Raw genomic sequence first — 23,308 nt, forward strand, 5'->3', positions numbered from 1 at the left:
GCTAACATTCGCGAGCGGGTCCCCGGGGGGCGTACCGGTGAGTATCCGGCCGCCTGATCCGGCGTCAACGCGCCCTCCCGGCGCACCTCGGCAGTCGCGGCGGGGAGCCCGCGCTGCCTGGAGGTTCGCCGGGAGGTGGGCCGCGGTCCGCGACCCGCGCCGGTGAAAATTACACGGGCACGCCCGTCACCCGTGGTCGGTCAGCGCGGAGCGCCCCTCACTTGTCGGCGGCGCGCCTGATGAGCTCGGCCGTCGCGGCCGGCTGGGAGATCATCGCGACGTGCGAGGAGGCGACCTCGCGGATCTGCGACCCGGCCCGCTGCGCCATGAACCGCTGCGTGGCGGCGGGCAGCACCTGGTCGTTCTTGGCGACCAGGTAGTAGGACGGGATGGTCCGCCACGCCGGGGCGCCCGACTTCTCCCCGAGGGCGCGCAGGTCGGCGGGGCGCTGGCTCGCCTGCATCAGGCTCGTGGCCGACCGGGGCAGGTCGCCGGCGAAGACGTCGTGGAAGACCTCCTTCTTGATGTACGCGTCGAGCAGCTGCTCCCCGTAGGGGCGGATGTCCAGCGCCGACTCGTCGAGCCGGGTGCCGGGGAACCTGCTCTGCAGGTCGATCAGGGACTCGTCCTTGTCGGGAGCGAACGCGGCGACGTACACCAGCGCCTTCACGTTCGCGTTGCCCTCGGCGGCGTTGGTGGCGACGATGCCGCCGTAGGAGTGCGCGGCCACCACGATCGGGCCGCCGATCGTGGCGAGCACACTGGCCAGGTAGGCGGCGTCGGAGGACACCGACCGCAGCGGGTTGGCCGGCGCGATGACCGGATAGCCGTCGCGGACCAGCTTGGCCGCCACGTCGTTCCAGCCCGAGGCGTCGGCGAACGCGCCGTGCACGAGCACCACCGTGGGCCTGGGCCTGGGCCGCGGACGGGCCTGCGCCTCGGCCGCGCCCACCATGGCGCCGGCCGCCACGATCGCGGATCCGGCCAATATCGCTCGGCGAGTCATCATCGAATGCACCTTTCAACGGGGGATTTCGCCACCCATTGAACGGCGGACGCACTTGACGACCACTGGACGCGCGATTCACTGGCCGTCAACTCCGCCGACCTAGCGTGCCGGTATGAAAAGCGCCATGAGCGAAAGCGGCCGGAAATGGGGCCTGCGGCTCCACCTGCTGTTCTACGTGCTGTCGAACGTCGCCCAGGTCATCGTCTGGCGGCTCTACGACTCCGACCACTTCTTCTGGCCCATGTGGTCGATCGTGTTCTGGGGAATCGGGCTCGGCTTCCACTACTGGGCGGTGATCTCACCGCCCAGAGCGAAGTCCTTATGACGGCATCTCGCGCCACTTGTTGGTGATCGGCAGACGGCGGTCGCGGCCGAAGTTCTTCGGGCTGATCTTGGGGCCCGGCGGGTACTGCCGCCGCTTGTACTCGGCGAAGTCGACCAGCCGGATGATCCGCAGCACCAGCTCGGGGTCGTGCCCCGCCGCGATCAGCGCGTCGCGGCCCATGTCCTTCTCGACGTAGTCGTCGAGCAGCCGGTCGAGCACCTCGTAGGGCGGCAGCGAGTCGGTGTCGCGCTGGTCGGGCCGCAACTCGGCGCTGGGCTCCTTGGTGATCGAGTTCTCCGGGATCGGCGGCGGGTCGGACTGGGCGTTGCGCCACCGCGACAGCTCCCAGACCAGGGTCTTCGGCACGTCCTTGATCGGCGCGAAGCCGCCCGCCGAGTCGCCGTAGAGGGTCGAGTAGCCGGCCGCCAGCTCGCTCTTGTTACCCGTCGTCAGCACCAGGTGGCCGTGCTGGTTCGACAGCGACATGAGGAACATGCCGCGGACCCGCGCCTGGAGGTTCTCGGCGGCCAGGCCCGTCAGCTCGACCTCCTTCTCGAAGGCGGCCACCGTGTCGGCGATCGGCAGGATCCGGGAGTGGAGGCCCTGGCGGCGCACCAGCTCCTCGGCGTCGGCGATCGAGTGGTCGGAGCTGTAGCGCGAGGGCATCAGCACCACGTGGACCCGGTCGGCGCCGATGGCGTCGGCGGCGATCGTGGCGGTCAGGGCCGAGTCGATGCCGCCCGACAGGCCCAGGATGACCGAGCGGAAGCCGTTCTTCTCCACGTAGTCGCGCACGCCGAGCACGAGGGCGCCGTAGACCTCGGCGGCGTCGTCGAGGCGTTCGGCGACGACCGGCTCCTGCGGGGCGAAGGCCACCGGCTCCTCCGACAGGACGATCCGCTCGACCGTGATCGCGGTGCCGTCGCCGGCGTCGTACACGGACTCTCCGGGGTCGCCTGAGCCCAGGGGGAGGTCGAGGTCGGCGAAGAGGAGCTCCTCGGTGAACTGGGCCGCGCGGGCGATCACGGCGCCGTCGGCGCCGACCACCAGGGAGTCGCCGTCGAAGACCAGTTCGTCCTGGCCGCCGACCTGGTTGGCGTAGGCGAGGGCGCAGCCCGCCTCGCGGGCGCGGCGGGCGCACAGGTCGCGCCGCACGTCGTCCTTCTCCCGCTCGTACGGCGAGGCGTTCGGCACCACCAGAAGGCCCGCGCCGGCCGCACCGGCCACCGACACCGGGCCGCCCTCCTGCCACAGGTCCTCGCAGATCGCGACGGCGACGTCGACGCCGTGGAGGCGGAAGACCGGCAGGCGGTCGCCGCGCACGAAGTAGCGGTATTCGTCGAAGACGCCGTAGTTGGGCAGGTGGTGCTTGGCGGTGCGGGCGACCACGCGGCCCTGGTGGAGGACGGCGGCGGCGTCGAGAGGGGCTCCCTTGGGCTGGCCCACCCGGGCCACCCGGTCGGCGCGGTCGACGTAGCCGACGACGACGGGAAGGTCGCCGTAACCGGCGTCGGCCAGGCGGCGGGCGCAGGTCTCCAGGGTCGCGATGGACGCGTCGACGAAGGAGGCGCGCAGCACCAGGTCCTCCACCGGATAGCCGGTCAGGAACATCTCGGTGAAGAGCACCAGATGGGCGCCGCCCGCGTGGGCCTTGCCGGTCCATTCGACGAGCCGGTCGGCGTTCCCGGCGAGGTCGCCGACGACGGGATTGGTCTGCGCGAGTGCGATGCGGAGTTGGGCCACGGCACCAGCCTACGGTGACCGCCTGGTTTTCATCAATGTGACGATAAGCACCCTGTCACGTTCCCGGGCTGACGAGTCCCGTCTCGTACGCGAGCACGACGAGCTGGGCGCGGTCGATCAGGTCGAGGCGCTTCAGCAGGCCGGTGACCTCGGCGGCGACCTCGGACTCGTCGACGGCCAGGGTGACGGCGATCTGGCGGTTGGTGAAGCCGCGCGCGATCAGCCGGACCAGGTCGACCTCGGTGTCGCTCAGCCCGCCGGGCGCGGCCGGGTTGTGGCGGCCCGCGAAGGCGGCGATCAGGTGGGTCGTCACGGCAGGGTCGATCAGCGCGTCGCCCGCCACGGCGGCCCGGATCGCGGCGATGATCTGCTCGGGGGCCGAGGTCTTCAGCACGAAGCCGCTGACCCCGGCGCGCAGCGCCGAGTAGAGGTTGTCGTCGGTGCCGAAGGTGGTCATCATGATCACCTTGGGCGGGTCGGTCTCGGCCAGGATGCGCCGGGCCGCCGCGAGGCCGTCGAGGCGAGGCATCTGGATGTCCATCAGCACGACGTCGGGGCGGACCAGGTGGACCTGCTGGATCGCCTGCTCGCCGTTCTCGGCCTCGGCCACCAGCGTCAGGCCCTGCTCGCTGTCGAGGACCATCTTCAGCCCGGCGCGCACCAGGGCCTGGTCGTCGGCCACGACCACCCGCAGCACCTCGGCCGCCCTCGGCGCCGAGACGGTGGCGGGCGGGACCGGGCCGTCGAGATGGGGGGCCTGCCCGAGGATGTCCTGTTCCAGCCGCTGGAGCGCGGGCCCCAGGTCGAGCCCGAGGTCGTCGCGCAGGACGTCGCGGGCCCGCCGCAGCGCGCCGAGCGCGTCGGCCTGCCGGCCCGCCCGGTAGAGGGCCAGGGCGAGCAGCCGCCAGGCCTCCTCGCGCAGCGGATGGGCCGAGGCGTGCGCCTCCAGGTCGGGGATGAGCGCGGCGCTGCGGCCCAGCCGGACGGCCGCGTCGGCCCTCCGCTCGACCGCGATCAGCCGCAGGTCGTCGAGCCGCTGCGCCTCGGCCTGGGCCCAGGCCAGGTCGCCGAACTCGGCCAGCGCCGGGCCCCGCCACAGCGCGAGCGCGGTGTCGAGCCGGGTCAGCGTGGCCGCCAGGTCGTCGCCGTCGTCGCGCTTCACGAGGTGCTCGAAGTGCCAGGCGTCGACGTTCTCGACCTCGGCGCGCAGGGCGTAACCGGGCGGGGCCGACACCAGCACCCCGGCCTCTTCACGGGGCGCCCGGCCGGGCTCCAGGGCCCGCCGCAGGCGGGACACGTAGCCCTGGATCGTCGACAGGGCCTGTGCGGGCGGACGCCCCGGCCACAGCTCGTCGATCAGGGTGGTGACGGGAATGGCCCGCCCGCCCGCCACCAGAAGGCGGGCCAGGACGGCCTGCTGCCGCTGACCTCCCAGGTCGAGCGGCCGCCCGTCGGAAATGGCCTGGAACGGCCCCAGGGCCCGAAGTATCACCATGGTTCTGGTAAGCGTAGAGCAACGTCACATGGTGCCGGTCAACGGCAGCCGGGCCGCCACGACCGTGCCGCCGGTGTCGGGCGCGGTGATCGCGCACGAGCCGCCGAGTTCGGCCGCCCGCTCCCGCATCGACGACGTGCCGACCCCCGCCCGGCGCACCTCGGGCAGCCCGATCCCGTCGTCGGCGACCCGGAGCGTCAGCAGGTCGCCCTCCAGCGCCAGCGCGATCGACACCCGCTTGGCGTGGGCGTGCCGCCGCACGTTGGTGAGCGCCTCCTGCGCGATCCGGTACGCCGCCACCTCGACGGCCGCCGGGAGGTCGTCCATGGGCCCGTCGGCCGTCACGTGGGTGACCGTGCCGGTGTCGAGGGTGTCGGCGGCCAGCGTGCGGATCGCCTCCACCAGGCCGAGGTCGTCGAGCGCGGGCGGGCGCAGGCCGTAGACGAGTTCGCGGATGTCGCCGGCCACCGCGTCCATCCCCGAGCGTAGGTCGCGCAACAGGTGGTCGGCCGTGGCGGGGGAGCCCTTGATGTTGAGCCGGGCCATGTTGAGCGTCATCGCCATCGCGCCGAGCGTCTGGCCGAGCCCGTCGTGCAGGTCGCGGCGCAGCCGCCGGCGCTCCTCCTCGCGGGCCGCCAGGATGCGCTCCCTGGAGCGTTGCAGGTCACTGGCCATCCGGACGGCGTGCGCGACGTCGGCGACGTAGGGGAGCAGGGTGGCGACCACGCGTTCGTCGTGGGCGGCGCCGAACCTGCCGCCCTCGGGGGCGCCCAAAAGCAGGCGGCCGACCGGTTCGCCGTGCCAGACGAGCGGGAGCTCCCTGGGGACGGCGCCGACCTGGCCCGACTCGACGTGCAGGCCGTTGACGACCTCGACGGCGGCCCCGCCGACCGCCAGGCCGTCGCGGACCACGTCGACCACGGCCGACAGCGCCTCGGACGGGTCGGCGTTGCGCACCTCGTCGACGAGCCGCGCGGTCAGTAAGCGGGGATCGCCGACCGGGCCGTAGAGGAGCCGGTCCATGCCGCGCTGGATCAGGCGGCGCAGCGGCTGGTAGAAGGCGCCCGCGAAGAGGGCGGCGGCCAGGCCCGCGAGGATGTCGTACTCGGCGGCCATCAGGCTGAAGACGGCGCCGGTGGCGAAGTAGACGGCGCTCACCCCGGCCACCGTCCCGGCCACGACCACGGTCCGGCTGAGCACGTCGTCGATGCCGAACAGCCCGTGCCGCAGCACCGAGAAGGCGATCGACACGGGGATGAGCGCGACCCAGCCCACGAGGAAGGTGTGGAAGGCCGGATCGCCGGTCACCACCAGGACCGCGTAGACCGCGAAGGTCAGCGCCGGCCAGGCGATCGCCCGCCGGGTCTCCGCGTCGGCGCCGCGCATCCGGACGACCATGGAGACCAGCGCCAGCAGGATGCACCCCTGCTCGACGAGCCACAGCGTGTCGGTGACCGGCGCCCAGATCTCGCGCGGGATGCCGAAGTCGAGCGGGTTGGGGATGACCGACGACATCCCCCGGGTCGGGGCGGGCGGGGCGGGGCGGCCGACCCGGAGCGCCGTCTGGACGGCGATGATCGCCGCGGCGGCGACGCCGAAGACGCTCCAGCCCTTCGACGGCCGCCGCCCGCCGATGGCGAACAGCGGCACCAGGATCGCCAGGAAGCCGCCGCCCAGCGACCAGGCGGCGACGCCGACGATCCGGTGCAGGCCCGCCGCGTCGAGGTCGCCGGCGTTGTCGGCCTGCACCATCAGCGCGGAGAAGAGCACGCTGACCGCCTCGAACAGGCCGCCGGCGATCATCAGCCAGCCGATCGGCAGGCGGGGCCGGCGGGCCGCGATGTAGGCCCCGAGGGCGGGGAACATCACTCCGGCCGTGTAGTCGGGCGTCGGCTCGAAGGCGGCCCGGGACTGCGGCGGCAGCCCGAACCGGATCGCCAGGGCGGCGCCGACGGCGGCGGCGGAGGCCGCGCCGACGACGGCCGCGATCACCAGTGCCGGACCCGAGCCTCTGTCTCCCATTTCGGGCCAGGGTATTGCCGAATTATGACTGTTGTGTACTGGTCCTATTACGGATCGCGGGCGCGAGCAGCAGCTGCCCGATCGCGGCCACCAGGCCCAGCGCGCCCGTGGTCAGCCAGAGCGCCTCGTGCCCGACCTCCAGCAGCCGGGTGCCGAGCACGGGGGTGACCGCCGCGCCGATCGACCAGGACAGGCCGTAGAGGCCGTTGTACCGGCCGCGCAGGTGGGGCGGCGCCAGCGCCGAGGTGATCGCCAGGGGCATCCCGGCGGTGAGGATCTCGCCGCACGTCCAGACGGCGACGGCCAGGGCGTACTGGAGGGTCGTGGTGGCGAAGGCCTGCAGCGCGAACCCCGCGCCCACCACGGCGAAGCCCGACGCCAGCACCAGGCTCGGCGAGAACCGGGTCAGCCAGGCCGTGGTGATCGGCTGGACGATGATGATCAGCGCGCCGTTGAGCGCGATCGCCGTGCCGAACGCCTCCGGCGGGAGTCCTCGCTGGGTCATCGCGATGGCCAGCGTCTGGAACGCCTGCAGATAGGTGCACGTGTAGGCCAGGTTCATCAGCACGAACGCGACCATCGTCCGGTCGCGCAGCACGTCGCGGTAGCCGCCGGGCAGCCGTTCCGCCGCGGGCGGCCGGGTCTCCGGGATCAGCCGCCAGACCAGGAAGCCGAAGATCAGGCAGCCCGCCGCGTCGATCCAGAACAGCAGCAGGAAGCCGCCCGACGCGAGCCGCCCCCCGGCCACCATGGCGACCGAGAAGCCCAGGTTGATCGCCCAGAAGAGAAGTCCGTAGGCGCGGGGCCGGTCCTCCGGCGACACCAGGTCGGCCAGCATCGCCTGCGAGGCGGGCCGGTACGTGTCCACGACCATCCCCAGCACGAACATGCCGGCCGCGATCGCGGTCAGGTCGTGGGCGTAGCCGAGGAAGATCATGGTCGCGGCGGTGGCCACCATGCCGCCCGTGAGCGTGGCCCGCCGCCCGATCCGGTCGGCCAGGAACCCCGCCACGGGCTGCGACAGCAGCGACCCGCACCCCCACAGCATGAGGATGAACCCGGTCATCGCGACCGAGACGCCCCGCGACTGGGTCAGGTAGATCCCCATGAACGGCTGCGCCATCGCGCCGAGCTTGTTGACGGCGGTCCCGGAGAACAGCACCCAGAACTCTCTGGGCAGCCCGCCGACACGGGAGTGGACGAAGCGGCGGACGGGGGAGCGGTGGATGGGGGGTGCGGCCATAAGGCAAGCGTCGTTACCGGGCGGCGGCCGGCGCGAACGTTTTAGGCTCTGCTAAAACATGGTCTGAAATGCGTAAACAATCGGGGTTGGTGACGGATGGCCGTGGAGTGGTTGTTCACGCCCGGTGACGTGGCGCGGTCGCGGTTCGCCTTCTCGCCCATGTGGGAGGTGGTCGCCAGCCTCCGGGCCGTCCAGGGCGCCGCGCTGCACACCGCGCAGGTGCCGTGGCTGCGGGCGGTACGCGACCGGCTCGGCGCGCTCGGGCTGAACGAGCTGACCGGCCTGGTGCCGGCCGCCGGATACGTGCCCGACTTCCTCACGCCCACCCCCGACACCCACCAGCCCGACTTCGCCGGCGAACTGGCCCAGGTCAGGGCCACCGACCCCGCGGTCGCGCGGGCCGAGGTGGCCCGCTCCGCGCCGCGCAGCGCCGGGATGGCCGCCCGCTTCGACCGCGACCCCGCCGGGACGCTCGCGTGGGTGGGGGACGCGCTGGAGTCGTACTGGACGCTGGTGTTCGAGGAGTTCTGGCCGAAGGTGCGCGGCATCCTGGAGGCCGACGTGCTCTACCGGTCGCGGCGGCTGGCCGAGGGCGGGGTGCGCGACCTGTTCGCCGCCCTGCACCCGTCGGTGACCTGGCACGGCGACCGGCTGATCGCCGACAAGGGCTGCATCCACTGGGGCGAGCTGGGCGGCGCCGGGCTGGTGCTGCTGCCCAGCGTGTTCCAGCCGCTCGACCGCGTGTCGGTCATGCACGAGCCCTACCGGCCGATGCTCGTCTATCCGGCCCGGGGGATGGGCAACCTGTGGCAGCGCGCCCCGGACGAGGTGCCCGGCGCGCTGTCGGCCCTGATCGGGCGGACGCGGGCCCGGATTTTGACGGCGCTGGAGCTGCCGGCGTCGACGTCGGGGCTGGCCCGGGTGATGGAGCTGACCCCGGGGGCGGTCTCGCAGCATCTGACGGTGCTGTCGGACGGAGGGCTGGTGTCCCGGCAGCGGCTGGGCCGCGAGGTCCTCTATCGCCGGACGGCCATCGGTGACGCCCTGGTGGGCGGGTCGTAGCCGAGCCGTGGCGGCGAGGGCCGGGAGCGGGGCTCGGCGCCGGATGCGGTGCGGTCCGGGGGCGGTGGGCGGGGCCGGGGTGGGCGGAGCCGTAACGGAAGGAAGCGGTTCAGAGGGGGAGCCTGGCGATGACCGTGGTGCCGTCGGCGGAGGTGTGGACCTCGCACACCCCGCCGAGTTCGGCGGCGCGTTCGCGCATGGACGACAGGCCCACGCCGGGACGGGCGTCCGCCGGCATGCCCTTGCCGTCGTCGCGGACCTCCACGATCAGGTCCGATCCCCGTCTGAGGGTGATCGTGGAGCGGGTCGCGGCGGCGTGGCGGCGGACGTTGGTCAGGGCCTCCTGGGCGATGCGGTAGGCGGCGACCTCGACCGCCGCCGGGAGGCCGGTCAGGTCGCCGTCGACGACCAGTTCGCCGGGGCCGAGGTCCTTGATCGCGCCGGCCAGGCCGAGGTCGTCGAGGGCGGGCGGGCGCAGGCCGTAGACGAGTTCGCGGATGTCGCCGGAGACGGCGTCCATGCCGCAGCGGAGGTCGGCGAGCAGGGTGTCGGCGGTCTCGGGGCTGCCGTTGAGGCTCATGCGGGCCATCGTGATGCGCATCGCCATCGCGCTGAGGGTCTGGCCGAGGCCGTCGTGCAGGTCGCGGCGGAGCCGGCGGCGCTCCTCCTCGCGGGCGGTCAGGATGCGCTCCCGCGACCGGCGCAGGGCCGTGGTCAGCCGCATGGTGTGGGCGGCGTCGGCGATGTACGGGGTCAGGCCCGCGATCACCCGCTCGTCGTGGGCGGCGGGGAAGCGGCGGCGGCCCGGCGGCCCGATGAGCAGCGTGCCGACGGGTTCGCCGTGCCACACGAGGTCGACCCGCCGGGCCACCACGGGTAACTCGCCCCACTGGGTGCGGGCGCCGTCGAGGTCGAGGGCCGCGCCGGTCACCGCCAGGCCCTCCCTGATCGTCTCCAGGGTGGCCAGCAGGCCGTGGACGGGGTCGCTCTGCTGGAGCCGCCGGCGCAGGTCGGCGGCGAGGCTGACGGGGTCGCCCCTGGTGCCGTAGAGGGCCCGGTCGGCCAGCCGGTGCAGCACCCGCCTCATCGGGTGGAAGAACACCCCCGCCCCGAGCGCCACGAACAGGCCGAAGTAGCGGTCGACCTCGGCCAGGAACAGGCTGGAGGCGGTGCCCGCCAGGACGTACGCCGAGGCGAACACGGTGACCATCCCGGCGCCGACCAGCGCGCGCGTGATCAGGGTGTCGATGCCGAACAGCCGGTAGCGCAGCACGGCCAGCGTGATCGCGGCGGGGATCAGCGGGATCGTGAGCGCGGTGATCCACCAGACCGACCCGCCGATGATCCACGGCACGCTCAGGCAGGCGATGGCCAGCAGCGGCCAGAGGATCTGCCGCCGCTCGTCGCCCTCGGCCCGCCGGAACCTGATCACCAGCGACGAGAACGCCAGCAGCAGCGCCACGGTGATGAGGGGCGGCAGGACCCCGACGTCCGGCGCGATCCACTCGGCGGCCAGCACCACGGCCGCGAAGCCGCCTGGCCAGCACCACGTCTTCGACAGCAGCGCCCCGGTTGGGTAGAGCATCGGCAGCAGCACGCCGAGGGCGTAGGTGGTCAGGTTCCAGACGCCGTGGGAGAAGACGCCGAGCGGCGCGGCCAGGGGGTGGCCGCCCGTCTGGACCAGCAGCGCGGCCAGGTTGACCGAGGCGACGCTGGCCGCCGCGCCGAGCCCGCCGAGCGTCAGCAGCCAGCCGATCACCAGCTTCGGCCGCCGCTGCACCAGCAGCGCGCCGAAGACGGAGAAGGCGACCCCCATCACGTCTTCCGGGGCGACCGGCAGCGGCCCGTCGGCGGGCCGGGGCAGCCGCTCGCCGATCACGAGGTCGGCGACGACCAGGAATATGGCGGCGCCCGCGATACCCGCAGCGAGGATCCGGGCCGCCCGGTCGGGCAGCCGCATCCAGCGCGGCCGGGTCTCTTCCACGGCTTCTGAGACGGGGTCCGGTGGGGGAAAGTTCAGCAGATCTCCGGCATTTCGGGTGACGGTTTGTCAGACGGGGTGGTGATGGTCCGGACGATCGGAGGGGGCGCGCCGTAGAGGCGCTGGGAGAACCGCTGGGTCGCGCCCGGCCGCAGCCGCACACCGGTGATCGTGGCCTCCCCGCCGTACACGTCGGAGATCCTCATCGTGTACGGCCCCGGGCCCGGCTCCCCCGGGAACACCCAGTAGTTGTCGGCCCCCCGCCGCAGGTCACGCCAGTGGGGGCCGCTGCGCACCCGCACGTGCGCCAGCCGGTTGCCGTGGTCGAGCACCTGCAGCGCGGCCCAGTGGGCGGTCGAGCCCTGCTTGAGCCGGAACGCCAGCCGCCGGGCCGGTTCGGGGTCGCGGACCTCCCGGTAGGCGATGGCGGCGCTGCCGTCGTCGCGGTCGGCGATGCTGACGAACGCCTCGGCCGACAGGTCGAGGTCGCCGGGCCCGCAGGCCGGGCAGCGGTCGACCACCAGCACCCGGACCGTGCCGGTCGGCCCCGTCACGTCGAGATAGCCGCCGCAGGCGGCCGACCCGGCGTACTCGGCCGTCGACACGGAGGCGAACAGCATGCCGTGCCGGGGCAGCGAGCAGTTGCCCGGCGCCCGCGCCTCATAGAAGTAGGCCCGCCCCCGCCGGTCGGGCGAGGCGCACACCGGCCCGGTCAGCTGGACGAACACCGCCGCCGCCACCAGCGCCGCGACGGCGAACACCACCCCGCGCCGCTTACGGCGTCTCGCATGCCTCATGCCGGATACATAGAGACACGCGGTGATTACGTTACGTAGATCTTCACTGGTAGCGCGGGGACTCCAGCAGCCATTCCAGGTAGGCCCGGGGCGCTCCGAACAGCGCGGCGGCCACCTTCTCGACGTCGTCGGGAACCCCGTGCTCCGCGTACGTCTCGGGCAGCGCCTTGGCCGCGTCGGTCAAATCCTCGGCCCGCTCCACGATCCGGTCGGCCACCCACTCGGCCGGGGCGGGCACCCCGATCCTCGAGGCCGCCACCCGCAGGTAGTTGTGCGGGTCGCCGCGCTCCTTGCCGAGCGAGGCCACGTCGTTGCACCAGGCCGTCACGTCGACCACGGCCTCCACGAGCGTCCGCCAGGGCGGGGTGGCGTGCAGCCGTCCGGGCACCTCGATCCGCAGGCACCCCTCGACGATCTCGGCGCCGGGGCCCGCGAAGACGTCCCGCCGCAGCGACGGGTACTCCCCGGCCGACGGCACCCGCCCGATCGACCGGTTCACCGCCTGCATCCGGCACGCCTGGGCCTGCGCCTCCATCCGCGCCGCGAACCGCTGCTCCCAGGCCGGGCTCATGTCGGGCGCGGTCACCCGCCACAGGTCGCCGAACGCCGCCACCAGCGGCTCGTCGGTCGCCCGGCCGGTCCGGGCGGCGTCGCGCAGCCGGCCCTGCATCTGGTCGAGCACGGTGGTGTCCCGGCTGCCGCTGCCCTCGTCGCACCAGTCGTCGTAGGCCAGCTGCCAGGTGACCCACCGGGCGAGCAGCTCGTTGCCCGGCAGCACCCGGGCGGCCAGTCGCTGCGGACGGGCGTGGATCGACAGCCCGTAGAGCCCGGCCCAGGCCCCCAGCGCGCGCGTGTCGCACTCGACCGGCTCTCCGAGGACCGGCGGGAGGGCGTACGCGAGCGGGGCCAGAACGGCCGCAGCCGAAGGTATGCGCAGCTCAGGGGTCATAAGATGACACGGTAGGTGAGCGTTCGCCGGTTGTCCCTGAGGCGCGACGGGGTGTCCTCACGGCAGGTGCGTAACGTATGTGAAACACACAAGGGGCACACTGGTAGGTGCCCAGACATGGAACTTTCGTGAGGTAGTCGCCTTGGACCGCCAGCAGGAATTCGTCCTCCGCACGCTAGAAGAGCGCGACATCCGGTTCATCCGGCTCTGGTTCACGGACGTTCTCGGCTTCCTGAAGTCCGTAGCCATCGCGCCCGCCGAACTCGAAGGCGCGTTCGCCGAGGGCATCGGCTTCGACGGCTCCGCCATCGAGGGGTTCTCCCGGGTCTACGAGTCGGACATGCTCGCCAAGCCCGACCCGTCGACCTTCCAGATCCTCCCGTGGCGCAGCGAGACGCCCGGCGCGGCCCGGATGTTCTGCGACATCCTGATGCCCGACGGCTCCCCGTCGCACGCCGACCCCCGCTGGGTGCTCAAGCGCACCCTGGCCAGGGCCGCCGACATGGGCTTCACCTTCTACACCCACCCCGAAGTCGAGTTCTTCCTGCTCCGGAACCGCCCCGAAAAGGGGGTCCGGCCCGAGCCGATCGATGACGGCGGCTACTTCGACCACACCCCGCACAGCGCCGGCCACGACTTCCGCCGCAACGCGATCATGATGCTGGAGGCCATGGGCATCTCGGTGGAGTTCAGCCACCACGAGGGCGCCCCCGGCCAGCAGGAGATCGACCTCCGCTACGCCGACGCGCTGTCGACCGCCGACAACATCATGACGTTCCGGCTGGTCATGAAGGAGGTGGCGCTCGAACAGGGCGTCTGGGCCTCGTTCATGCCGAAGCCGTTCACCGAATACCCCGGCTCGGGCATGCACACCCACATGTCCCTGTTCGAGGGCGACCGCAACGCCTTCTACGAGCCCGGTTCGGACTACCAGCTCTCCAAGGTCGGCCGCTCGTTCATCGGCGGACTGCTGAAGCACGCCGCCGAGATCACGGCGGTCTGTAACCAGTGGGTGAACTCCTACAAGCGCCTGTGGGGCGACACCGAGGCCATCGCGGGGGCGGGCGGCGAGGCGCCGTCGTACATCTGCTGGGGGCACAACAACCGGTCGGCCCTGGTGCGCGTGCCGATGTACAAGCCGCACAAGGGCGGCTCGACCCGCATTGAGTTCCGGTCGCTCGACTCGGCCTGCAACCCCTACCTGGCCTACGCGATGATCCTCGCGGCCGGGCTGAAGGGGATCGAAGAGGGCTACGACATCCCCGCCGGGGCCGAAGACGACGTGTGGGCGCTGACCTCGGGCGAGCGGCGCGCGCTGGGCATCCACCCGCTGCCGCAGTCGCTCGACGAGGCGATCACGGCGATGGAGCACTCGGAACTCGCGGCCGAGACGCTCGGGGAGCACGTGTTCGACTACTTCCTGCGGAACAAGCGGTCGGAGTGGCGCGAGTACCGGCGCCAGGTGACCGAGTTCGAATTGGGGCGCTACCTGCCGGTCCTCTGATGCCGGGTGACCGCCGGCACGATCGCCGCCGCGACCCAGGCGACGTGGAGCAGCGTGACGACGAGCCAGGCGTTCTCTCGTCACCTGGGCGGCCGCCATGACGATGGAGGTCAGCATGAGGCCGGCGGTGATCGGCAGGTAGACGCGTAGCGTCCGACCGGCCGTGAGAAACCGCCTGGCCTGCCCGGGGCCGAGCCACCAGTGGAGGGCCGGCCAGAGGAGCAGGCTCAAGGCGGCGACGACGCCGGCCGCGGCGGCCGCCGCCCCGGGGGAGGGCGGCACTCCGTCGTCCAGCACGGGGAAGCCGAGCCATATCGTGACGAGGAAGGGCAGAAAGCAGAGGCAGGCCGCGAAGCCCGTCGCCGAGGCGGTGAGCCGGCCGGGGAGTCCTCGATCCCGCGGCCCACCCACTTCAGGCTGGGCCCGGAGAGCACGATGAAGACGAAGATCGACAGGACGACGCCCGGCGTCCAGGAGAAACGCTTCTCCACCGGTTCGTCGGGCACCGGGACGGCCGCCTTCGCGGCGTGGTGGTCCGCTTCGAGCAGCAGGTCGCGGCCGGGGTCCGCGGCGTAGGCCTCGGCCAGCGCCTGATGGGCCGTCGGGTCGTCGGGGTTCTTCTCCATCAGGGCGTCTACTCTGGCCCGAGCCTGATCGAAGTCTTTTTGAACGCACAATGCAGCCACTGAGTCGTAATCAGCGAAGGACTTGTGTGCAGGCCGCGACGATGCCGCCGACGATCGCGCACGTCGTGTCGACGTCGCCGCCCGCCGAGGCAGGGAGGCGTGGGCGAGGGAAGGGGGCATCCCCTCCATGGTGGGATCAAGAACCGTCCTCGTAGGTCCTCAGTACGGCGACGACTTCCGGGCCGCCCAGGAAGGCGGGTGGGTTCTTGAGACCGCTCGCGATGATCATCGCGGCCAGCACGTCCGCAAAGGGCTGCGCGGACAACGAGGATCGGATCTCGTCGGCTTCCGCTCCCGCGCATCTGCCCAGGTCTCTCAGCATGCATTTGGTGCGGATGAAGGCCGCCCGCCGTCCCTTCACCAGGTCGGCGCGGTTGAGGCCGAACACCTCGATGGTCGCCTCGCCCTGTGGTGTGAGTGCCTCGTAGGCGCCGCCGGTGAGGCTGAGCCACAGGTGATCGGCCGGGTCGGCGGATGACGGATCGATCAGCAGAGGGGCGCCGATGTCGTCGCGGGGGAACCGGTCGCGCTTGCCGTGGCTGTTGCAGTGGGTGCAGGCGAGCAGGTGGTTGAGCCAGTCGAACACGCGTAACGGGGTCTCGTGCAGCGGCTCGAAATGGTCGATCGCGGTGCCGAGGCTGTCACCGCAGTACATGCACCGGCTGATGCCGGTCGCCATCTCCATGAGGTGTCCGGTCAGTCTGCGCCGGGTGCTCTTCGCGTTTTGCCAGGCGGTTCGGGCCCGGTCGGTGCCGGCGATCCCGGTCGACAGTTCGCCGGTGCGCCGGGCGAGGTCCTCGACCAGACTCCCCGGCAACTGGACGCGGTGGATGCGGATCATTCTGCCGGGCGGATCCGGGCCGCGACCTCGTCCACCCTGGCCGTGAGCGAGCTGTTCAGCGTCTCCTGCAGTTCCTCGAACTCCCCTTCCTCCTCGGGGGTGGCCTGCCCCCGGAGGACGGCGCGCTCCAGGACCACCAGGCGCCTGCGCATGGCCTCGGCTCTGGGAGAGTAGGGCGTCTCGATGCCGAACAGGTCGCTGAGCAGGGCGTCGTCACCGCTGCCGTAGACGACCCGCTCGTAGAGGTCGTCGTTCACGACCGCGGGGGAAGCGTCTTCGTCGACCCCGGGGAGGCGGATCAGGCCGCCCGGGTCGGCCGACTGGCAGATGTAGGGGCTGTGGGTGGTGACGATGAACTGGATGTTGGGGAAGTGGGCCTTCAGCCAGCCGCCGATCTTCTGCTGCCAGCTCACGTGCAGGTGGGCGTCGATCTCGTCGATGAGCACGACACCTGACCTGGTGATCGCCGCGCTGGGCGCCGATTCGGGGAAGGCCGCGCTCATCTGCCGCACCAGGTCGAGGACCAAGGCGGTGACCGCGCGATAGCCGTCGCTCATCTCGCGCATCGGGATCCGGCGACCGTCTCTGCGGGCCCACAGCCCGTCGCTGTCGACGCGGTCGACCTGAAAGCCGTCAGGGAGAAGCCCGTCGTTGAGGAGGCGCAGCGCGAAGGTGAGAAGCGCCGCCGCCTGCCTGTTGCCTTCGAGCCGTCTCAGGTGCAGATCGATCAACCAGGTGACGCCTTCGGCGAGTGAGGCGTCTTCGTTGAACAGGGTCGCCAGGCGGGAGACCGGCCCCGGCCGCTGCATCAGGCGCTGTGCTTCGGCCGAACCGCCGACCAGGCGGCGGAAAGGGCCGTATCCCGCGTAGAACCAGCCCTGAAGATCAGGTGCCCACGGACCGAGTTTCGCGTCCGGAGTGTGGCCGATCATCATCGCGCGGCCGATGTGATGCCCAGATGGACGCCAGGAGATCACGGTCCCGAGCAGTAGGGGCCGGTCATCGGTCGAGACGTCGTCCGCGTCCTGGGTGAAACCGGTCGTCACCGTCGCCTGGGCGCGTTCGTCGGTGACCCAGCCTTCGAAGTCGAGAGTGAGGCTCAGCGCGACGTCCGGCCCGGCCAGTGCGAGTGCGATCGCCCGCAGGATGGTCGTCTTCCCGGAGCCGTTCCTGCCCGCCAGGACGGTCCAGCCGGCGTGGCTGCCGTCTGGTCTGGTCAGCCGCAGGTCGACGTCGCGGGCTCCGGTGAAGCCCTTGACGTCCGAGATCTTGATCTCCGTGACGTACACGGCTCGATCGTAGTCATCTGCTGACGTACCAGAGGATCAGACCGGCCACCGCGCCTACGCTGAGCAACACGCTGGTCGTGAAGAGTAACCGCCGGACCACGGTGTAGCTCAGTGGAGGCCGCCCCTCGGGCCTGGCGCGAGGCCGCCACGGTTCCCCGGCCGCCCGGTCAGCCCTCCGTTCGCCGTTCAGGCCGGTCAGCCACGTCACCAGCCCCGCGATCTCGTCCGCCCGGGGCGGCAGGCCCGACGTCGCGTACCGGACCTCCGATCCCCGGTTCGACAGGTCGCGGACCAAGTTCCCCATGCCCATCGTCGTCAGCCACGCCTGCGGATCCTCCGAGGCCCCCTGCCCGGTCGTCGTCCGGTCGAGGAGGTCGCCCTTGGTCACCACGACCGCGATCCGCCGCTGGTGCCCCCCGTCCGCGCGCGTCGACAGCTCGTTGCGCACCCGGTGGACCGTGTCGGCCGGGTCCTCCCGTGAGGGGACCACGCCCCCGGCCGCCAGCAGTTCCCGGTCGGCAGGCACAAGGCTGTCCTGGACGGCGGGCAGCGCGAACGGGTCGATCAGCAGCACCATCGCCTCGCCGTGGGCCAGGTACCCCATCGCCTCGACCCGGCTGGCCCCCGTGTAGTGCTCTCCGGAGGGGTCGAACAGGTACAGGATCCGGGCCGACACGTCGAGCATGACGGCTTTCGGGAGTTGGGTCCCGGTCTTGGTCATGGTCCCCGCCGCCAACGCCTGGCGCAGGCGGAGGAAGGTCTGCTCGTCGCCCTGGTCGACGAACCGGGCCCCGGAGGTCTCGCGCAGCGCGTCGACGGCCACCGCGAGGAAGGTCGTCTTCCCGGCGTCGGGTCCGCCCACCAGCGGGACCGGCTCCACCCGCACCTTACCGATCTTCCCGGGCAGCGTCCGTCCGCAGTGGGGGCACAACGCCCGCAGCCGGTGGCGGCCGAGCAGGATCGTGGTGGGCAGCCGCGCGCCGCACCGGCACACGTGCCGGAAGGCCCCGTTCCGGTCGGGGCGCAGCGCCCGGTGCTGGGCCTCGCACGACGGGCACACGTAGATCGGCCGGTCGATCCGGGCGTAACAGCCGGGATAGGGGCAGGCCTGGAGGATCCGCCGCAGCAGCATGACCGACTGCTCGACCCCGCGCAGCACGGCCACGAACGTCAGCCACGCCAGCAGCCCGGCCGCCACCGTCACCAGGTAGGCCGCCGTGACGAGCAGGGCCACCAGGCTCAGGGGCAGCAGCGCCGCCAGCAGGCCGGCCACCACCGCCAGCCACAACGGGAAGAGCACGTAGCGCCGCTCGTCCGACATCAGCAGCCTGGTCAGCGCGCGGACCACCCGCCGGACCCGCCCGTCGACGACCGGCACCGCCCCGGCCAAAACCGCCCACCAGTCCTGCCAGACCTGCGACACCAGGTAGTGCCGGTGGGCGGGCTCAAGGCCCTCCGGCGGCGCGCGCACCCCCCGGTCCGGGAGCAAAACGCGGGCCGCCGTCGTGAAGTACGCCCACAGCGCCCCCAGCACCGCCACCGCCACGGTCGCCGCGAAGACCACCGGGAAGACGAACGCGAAGGCCGCCCACATGGCGACGAGCCAGAAGCCGGCCAGGACGAGCCACCACATCTACCGTTCTCCGCGCCCGAACAGCCGTCTCCGCTGACCGGCCAGTTCCTTCAGGCCGGCGGCCAGTTCGGCGTCCTGTTTGAAGCGGGCCTCCATCGAGCCGAAGCGGCCCCAGTTGTTGACCTCCGAGCGGGCCCAGGCGTCCAGGCGGGGTTCGATCACCCCGGCCACGCGCATCCTGATCGCGATCTCCAGCAGGGCCATCTGCTGGTCGCGGTTGCGGCGGGGTTTGAGCCATTCGGGGATCAGCCAGCGGCGGGTCGCGTCGGTGACGGCCTTGGCGACCGTCGAGCGGAAGCGGGGGTCGCGGGTGGCCAGCACCTTCGCGCACGTCGCCCGGGTCAGTTCGGCGAGTTCGGCGTTGCCCTCGCGGGTGAGGTCGGTCAGGCGGTCGATCGCGGTGGCGGCCTCCACCGGCGTGGGGGCCGACGGCAGGCGGGCGGCGATGAGGGTCGCCTCGGCGTCGTCGGCGGGGAAGCCGGGCAGGCCGTCGCGGACGCGTTCGGCCAGCTCCAGGGCCTCGCCGCTGGCCAGGCCCGCCTTCACGAACGCGCGGCCGGGGAGTTCGCCCAGGGTCGGGCTGGCGTCCATACGCGGGCCGAGCAGGTCGACCAGGCGGCCGATCTCGCCCGGGGTCGGCTGCGCGGTCCACAGCGACGGGAGGGCCTGTTCGCGGAAGCCGTCGAACGCGCGGTCCATGAGTTCGACCGTGGTGTCGACGCGGTCGCGGCCGCCGTGCAGCGTCTGCCAGCGCAGCACCGCCACCCCCGTACGGGGGGCGCGGCGCCAGTCGCGGCGGGCTCCGGCGAGCAGGCCGCACAGGGTGGCGCTCACCTCGCCGGGGGCGGCCTCCAGGCCGGCCACGTAACCGGCGATCATCGCCTCGCGCCAGGCGGCGGGGGTGCGGGCCAGTTCGGCCGCCGCCTCCTCCTGGTTGCCGGGGACGGCCCGCGCCGCCGCCGACTCCACCTCGGCCGCGTCGACCGGCAGGTCGCAGGCGTCGGCCACGCGCACGATCCCGGCCACCTGGGCGGGGGTGAGTGCCGACCGCAGCGCGGCGGTGGCCTCGGCGCCGAGCGCGGACGCGTAACCCGGGGGCGGCAGCCGTACCGGCAGGGGCAGTGCCGGGTCGCGCAGCGCGAGCGACACGCACCGGGCCGCGCCCTCGGCGGCGTGGACGGCCACCTCGGCGGCCAGGTCGTAGGTCAGCAGCCCGGCCTGGGAGGCCAGCCGCTGCCACGCCCAGTCGGGCAGGCCGCCCGCGGAGAGCCGGGCGACGGCGGTCTGCTCCTCGGGGGAGACCGTGTGGTCGCCGCGGCAGAGCGCCAGCAGCGCCGCCGCCGTCTCGGGGTCGTCGCCCAGTTCGCCGAGCGCGTCGAGCCCGTCGAGGTCGCCGCGCCGCCAGAACCCGGCGACCGTCCCGGCGAAGCGCCCGGTCCGCACGGGCGCGGCCGGTTCGTCGAGCCGGACGACCGTCGCGTCGACGTCCGGCGGGATCCACACGTCGGGGGTGGTCCCGGCGATGACCTGGCCCGAGGAGGCCGGATCGGCCGTGTACGTCACGAACGACAGCCGGATCGCCGACGCCCACGGCAGCGAGAAGGAGATGACCGCGATCCACCGCACCACCTCGGCGACGTCGGCGCTGACCAGCACCAGCCGCCCGTGCCCCCGGGTGAGGAACAGCCGCACCGCCTCCAGCAGCCCGCCGAGCCGCACATAGGCGTCGGGGCCGAGCGCGGCCAGCCACGCCACCAGCCCCTCAGGGTCGAGGAGGGGGCCGGGCGACGGCTCCAGCACCGGCAGCTCAGGGCCGTCGGAGGGCCGGGCGGCCCACCAGGGCGCCTCCCAGAACTCGATCGGCCGCAGCCCGACCAGTTCCCCCTCGCCGGGCAGCACGGCGTGCGCCAGGAAGTTCCCATAACGTCCGGAATAGTCCTGGCCCAGGTAGACGCACCGGACGAGCATCCCGGCCCCGTAGGCCATCGAGACCGGCAGCCCGGCGATCTCGGCGGGCGTCGGCGCGAGCGGGGCGTCCGGCGGGGGCTGGTAGACCAGGTAGGGCGCGCTGCGCTCCCGCAGGACGGGCGGCAGGCCGGTGGTCTCGGCGGTCACCTGGAACCCCGAGCGGCCCGAGGGGCCCGATTCGGCCGACGTGTACTGGAGCTGCCAGGCCATGACCTACCTCCGCACGCCGTCGAGCATCTTGAACCGGTGCAGGAGCCACAGCAGCGGATCCTCCACCCGATAGGGGCGGATGCCGCCGGGGCCGACCTCGGCCTCCCCGGGCACCTCGCCGAGCGACGACAGCGCGAAGAACGCGAAGTCGGCGTAGTTCTGCCGCAGATAGCGGTCGAGCCCTCCGGCCTGCCAGCTCTCCAGCAGCGCCCGGACCTGCTCGTGCACGCCCTCGTGGTCGTCGAGGTCGAAGGCCCCCGAGGGGGTCCGCGACCGGTGCAGCGCCGAGCCGGCCTCCCGCCGCAGGGCGTCGACCTTGCTGAGCGCCACCGCCACGGGGGTCTTCAACGGCCCGTCTCCGGTACGCAGCAGCTCCGTCACCCGGGCGATCACGTTCACCGGGTCGCTGTCGGGGTCGTCCGACGGGGTCTGCAGCGAGGAGGGGTCGACCAGGAACACCACGGCGTCGGAGGCCCGCAGGTAGCGCAGGTGCCGTTCGGTCACCTCGCGGCTGCGCAGGTCCTCGCCCGCCGTGTCGAACAGCACCAGCGTCAGCGCGGCCCGGCGGCTCCGCAGCCGGCCCTTCACGGTCCGGGACAGCAGGTAGACGAGGGGGTCGCGCAGGGTGTCGGTCACCGCCGACTGGGTGGCCCGCAGCAGCCGGCGCTCCCCGAAGAGGGGCCGGGAGAAGTCGCGGCGGTAGCGCTCGATCGTCCGGTCGTCGCACGGCACCAGCGACGCGTCGAGCTCCGCGCCGACCCGGTTCATCAGCTCGTGCAGCAGCACCGCGATGTACGTGCTCTTGCCCGACCCCTTCGCCCCGATGAGGGCGACGATCCGGCCGGGGTTGGCGCAGTACTCGGCGGCCAGCCCGCTGTGGCACTCGGGGCAGACCCGCCGCCCGGTGTCGCGTCCGCACGTCGGGCAGTCGGCCCGCCGGCCCGGCCGCCGCACCTGGAACACCGGCGGCAGCGAGGGGGGAGTGCCGCCCCGCAGCCGTCCGAGGGGCTCGTCGGCCACCGGGTCGCAGCCGCCGGCGCACCGGAACGCGATCGTGTCCTCGGCCACCCGGGCGAAGCAGTAGGGACAGGTGATCATGAGCCCACCTTGAGCCGCCGCACCGGCGGCCCGATCAGCTCGACGCCGGGGGCGAAGCACTTCAGCCAGTACGGCTTGGCCCGCCGCGGCGCCGGCACCTCGAACCGGGCCGGCGGCGTCACGTCGGCCCATTCGGCCAGCAGCTGCCCCTGTTCTTCGGAGAGCGGTTCCACCCGTCCCGGCCGCAGGACCAGGGCCAGCCGGGCCACCGTCACCGGCCGCTCCGCGGCGACCTCGACGACCAGCCGCCGCCGCCAGAACGGCCCGCTCCGCGAGAGGTCGTACCGCACCGGGGTCGCCGCCTCCAGCGACCGCGACAGGCCGGGCCCGCGCAGCCGCACCCCGCCCACCACCGCCGTCGGCACCACCTCGACCGTGACGGGCTCGTCCTCGGCCACGTCCAGCCGGATCCCGCCCTGCGCCCGGTAGGCCGCCGCGCTGACCAGCGTCGCCGTCCCGTTCACCACCACCTCGACCTCGGGCACGTCGGCCGGCCAGTCGAGCCCGACGTGGACGGCCCGGCCGAGGCGCTCGGCGGTCAGCGAGCGCGGCGGGGTCAGGTTGACGTGCTCCCGGGCGCCGCCGATGGTGGCCAGGTCGCCCGCCACGGTCACCGCCAGCAGCACCCCCGACGCCGCCCTGACCAGGTGGCCGTCGGGCGCGGGCAGCACCGCCAGGGCGCGGCCGGTGGCGCGGGCCTCGGCGAGCGAGACCGTCGTGCCGTAGGGCCATGGGGGAGCGGTCTCCAGCAGCCGGAACTCCACGTGCCCGGCGGGCGGCGGCGCGCAGCGCAACAGGATCTGGCCGTCGGGGGCGGGTTCGACGGTGAACTCCCCGACCGGCACGGGCCGGGCGTGCGGGGTGGCGCGGGCGCGGACCCCGGGCGTCGTCACCCCACCCGAATAGACCGCCTTGACCAGGTAGACGTATCCGGTGCCGTTGCGCACCTTCCGGTCGGTGAAGCCGCTGCCGTCGATCTCGATCGGCGTCCCGTCGCGGGTCACCACGACCCCGGCCGCCGAGGCGGGCCTGGTCCAGCGGCCGGTGACCAGGCCGTCGCCCGCCCGCACGTGCACGTCCGCGACCTCGGGCCGCACCGTGACGGGCGGCGCGGCGGTCGCGCGGGCGGCGGCGGAGCCCCTGCGGGCCACCACGCCGTAGACGACCGGCTCGTCGATCGGGGGTGCGGGATCGGTCACGCGGAAGGGCTCGCCGCCGTCGATGGGAACGCCATTTCTCAGGATTTCGTACGAAATTTCGCCCGCCTTCGACCCCGACGGCCGCCACGTGACGACCACCGAGGCGTCGTCGGCCGTGGCCGTCACGTCCTCGGCGGGCAGCGGGGCCAGCCGCCGCTGCAGGTCGGCCGCCCCGGGGAGGTCGGGCACCCGGCGGAGCGCGTCGGCCAGCGCGAGCCACGCCTCGTCGGAGTCGCGGGCGGCCAGCGCCTTGT

At 72.9% G+C, this 23,308-nt stretch carries 17 protein-coding genes and 1 pseudogene; 3 read left to right on the forward strand and 15 right to left on the reverse strand.

Annotation, left to right across the window (positions count from 1 at the left end):
- Positions 1-217: 217 nt before the first annotated feature.
- Positions 218-1,009 (reverse strand): alpha/beta fold hydrolase, encoded by a 792-nt coding sequence (locus FDA94_RS32110; protein WP_137250819.1) that lies wholly within the window; start codon positions 1,007-1,009, stop codon positions 218-220.
- Positions 1,010-1,133: 124 nt separating this feature from the next.
- On the opposite strand from FDA94_RS32110, the gene FDA94_RS32115 reads away from it, so the two are divergent.
- Positions 1,134-1,334, forward strand: a complete 201-nt coding sequence (locus FDA94_RS32115; protein ID WP_212735603.1) for a 2TM domain-containing protein — start codon at positions 1,134-1,136, stop codon at positions 1,332-1,334.
- Here the strand turns inward: FDA94_RS32115 and FDA94_RS32120 are convergent.
- The 4 genes from FDA94_RS32120 to FDA94_RS32135 are packed head-to-tail and all read right to left on the reverse strand — an operon-like array spanning position 1,329 to position 7,837.
- The gene (locus tag FDA94_RS32120) at positions 1,329-3,077 is read right to left on the reverse strand and encodes an NAD+ synthase (protein ID WP_137250821.1); all 1,749 of its coding nucleotides are present in this window, start codon (positions 3,075-3,077) and stop codon (positions 1,329-1,331) included. The two genes, FDA94_RS32115 and FDA94_RS32120, sit on opposite strands and share 6 nt — an antisense overlap.
- Positions 3,078-3,132: 55 nt before the next feature.
- Positions 3,133-4,572 (reverse strand): BTAD domain-containing putative transcriptional regulator, encoded by a 1,440-nt coding sequence (locus FDA94_RS32125; protein WP_137250822.1) that lies wholly within the window; start codon positions 4,570-4,572, stop codon positions 3,133-3,135.
- Between the two features lie 24 nt (positions 4,573-4,596).
- A complete protein-coding gene (locus tag FDA94_RS32130; RefSeq protein WP_137250823.1) occupies positions 4,597-6,594 on the reverse strand; it encodes a sensor histidine kinase in 1,998 nt (665 codons plus the stop codon).
- Positions 6,595-6,616: 22 nt separating this feature from the next.
- A complete protein-coding gene (locus FDA94_RS32135) occupies positions 6,617-7,837 on the reverse strand; it encodes an MDR family MFS transporter (RefSeq protein WP_137250824.1) in 1,221 nt (406 codons plus the stop codon).
- 96 nt (positions 7,838-7,933) lie between these two features.
- On the opposite strand from FDA94_RS32135, the gene FDA94_RS32140 reads away from it, so the two are divergent.
- Positions 7,934-8,899: a DUF5937 family protein gene (locus FDA94_RS32140; RefSeq protein WP_137250825.1), complete on the forward strand. Its 966-nt coding sequence runs from the start codon at positions 7,934-7,936 to the stop codon at positions 8,897-8,899.
- A 109-nt stretch (positions 8,900-9,008) separates the two neighbouring features.
- On the opposite strand, the gene FDA94_RS32145 is transcribed toward FDA94_RS32140, so the two are convergent.
- From FDA94_RS32145 to FDA94_RS32155, 3 genes are read right to left on the reverse strand one after another with little or no spacing between them, the layout of a single operon-like run.
- A complete protein-coding gene (locus FDA94_RS32145) occupies positions 9,009-10,883 on the reverse strand; it encodes a sensor histidine kinase (RefSeq protein ID WP_137250826.1) in 1,875 nt (624 codons plus the stop codon).
- Between the two features lie 32 nt (positions 10,884-10,915).
- Positions 10,916-11,677: an expansin EXLX1 family cellulose-binding protein gene (locus FDA94_RS32150; RefSeq protein WP_137250827.1), complete on the reverse strand. Its 762-nt coding sequence runs from the start codon at positions 11,675-11,677 to the stop codon at positions 10,916-10,918.
- A 43-nt stretch (positions 11,678-11,720) separates the two neighbouring features.
- Positions 11,721-12,626 carry a terpene synthase family protein gene (locus tag FDA94_RS32155; RefSeq protein WP_137250828.1) on the reverse strand — a complete coding sequence of 302 codons (906 nt, stop codon included), beginning with the start codon at positions 12,624-12,626 and terminating at the stop codon, positions 11,721-11,723.
- Positions 12,627-12,768: 142 nt separating this feature from the next.
- On the opposite strand from FDA94_RS32155, the gene glnA reads away from it, so the two are divergent.
- Complete coding sequence (gene glnA, locus FDA94_RS32160) at positions 12,769-14,130, forward strand: type I glutamate--ammonia ligase (protein WP_030450535.1); 1,362 nt, start codon at positions 12,769-12,771, stop codon at positions 14,128-14,130.
- 227 nt (positions 14,131-14,357) lie between these two features.
- Here glnA and FDA94_RS32165 read toward each other — a convergent pair whose 3' ends face one another.
- From FDA94_RS32165 to FDA94_RS39585, 7 genes and pseudogenes are all read right to left on the reverse strand, one after another.
- Positions 14,358-14,756, reverse strand: coding sequence for a hypothetical protein (locus FDA94_RS32165; protein WP_137250829.1), 399 nt, complete (start codon positions 14,754-14,756; stop codon positions 14,358-14,360).
- Between the two features lie 196 nt (positions 14,757-14,952).
- Positions 14,953-15,657, reverse strand: coding sequence for an HNH endonuclease family protein (locus tag FDA94_RS32170; protein ID WP_137250830.1), 705 nt, complete (start codon positions 15,655-15,657; stop codon positions 14,953-14,955).
- The gene (locus FDA94_RS32175; RefSeq protein WP_137250831.1) at positions 15,654-16,946 is read right to left on the reverse strand and encodes an AAA family ATPase; all 1,293 of its coding nucleotides are present in this window, start codon (positions 16,944-16,946) and stop codon (positions 15,654-15,656) included. The genes FDA94_RS32170 and FDA94_RS32175 overlap by 4 nt, the downstream gene beginning before the upstream one ends.
- 13 nt (positions 16,947-16,959) lie before the next feature.
- Positions 16,960-18,579 carry a TRAFAC clade GTPase domain-containing protein gene (locus FDA94_RS32180; RefSeq protein ID WP_137250832.1) on the reverse strand — a complete coding sequence of 540 codons (1,620 nt, stop codon included), beginning with the start codon at positions 18,577-18,579 and terminating at the stop codon, positions 16,960-16,962.
- Positions 18,580-20,757: a GAP1-N2 domain-containing protein gene (locus FDA94_RS32185; RefSeq protein WP_137250833.1), complete on the reverse strand. Its 2,178-nt coding sequence runs from the start codon at positions 20,755-20,757 to the stop codon at positions 18,580-18,582.
- Positions 20,758-20,760: 3 nt separating this feature from the next.
- A complete protein-coding gene (locus FDA94_RS32190) occupies positions 20,761-21,855 on the reverse strand; it encodes a TRAFAC clade GTPase domain-containing protein (protein WP_137250834.1) in 1,095 nt (364 codons plus the stop codon).
- Positions 21,852-23,308: pseudogene (locus tag FDA94_RS39585) on the reverse strand (hypothetical protein); the annotation flags it as partial. The pseudogene FDA94_RS39585 and the gene FDA94_RS32190, both read right to left, overlap by 4 nt.

The organism is Herbidospora galbida (genome assembly GCF_005233835.1).
Classification (GTDB): Bacteria; Actinomycetota; Actinomycetes; order Streptosporangiales; family Streptosporangiaceae; genus Herbidospora; species Herbidospora galbida.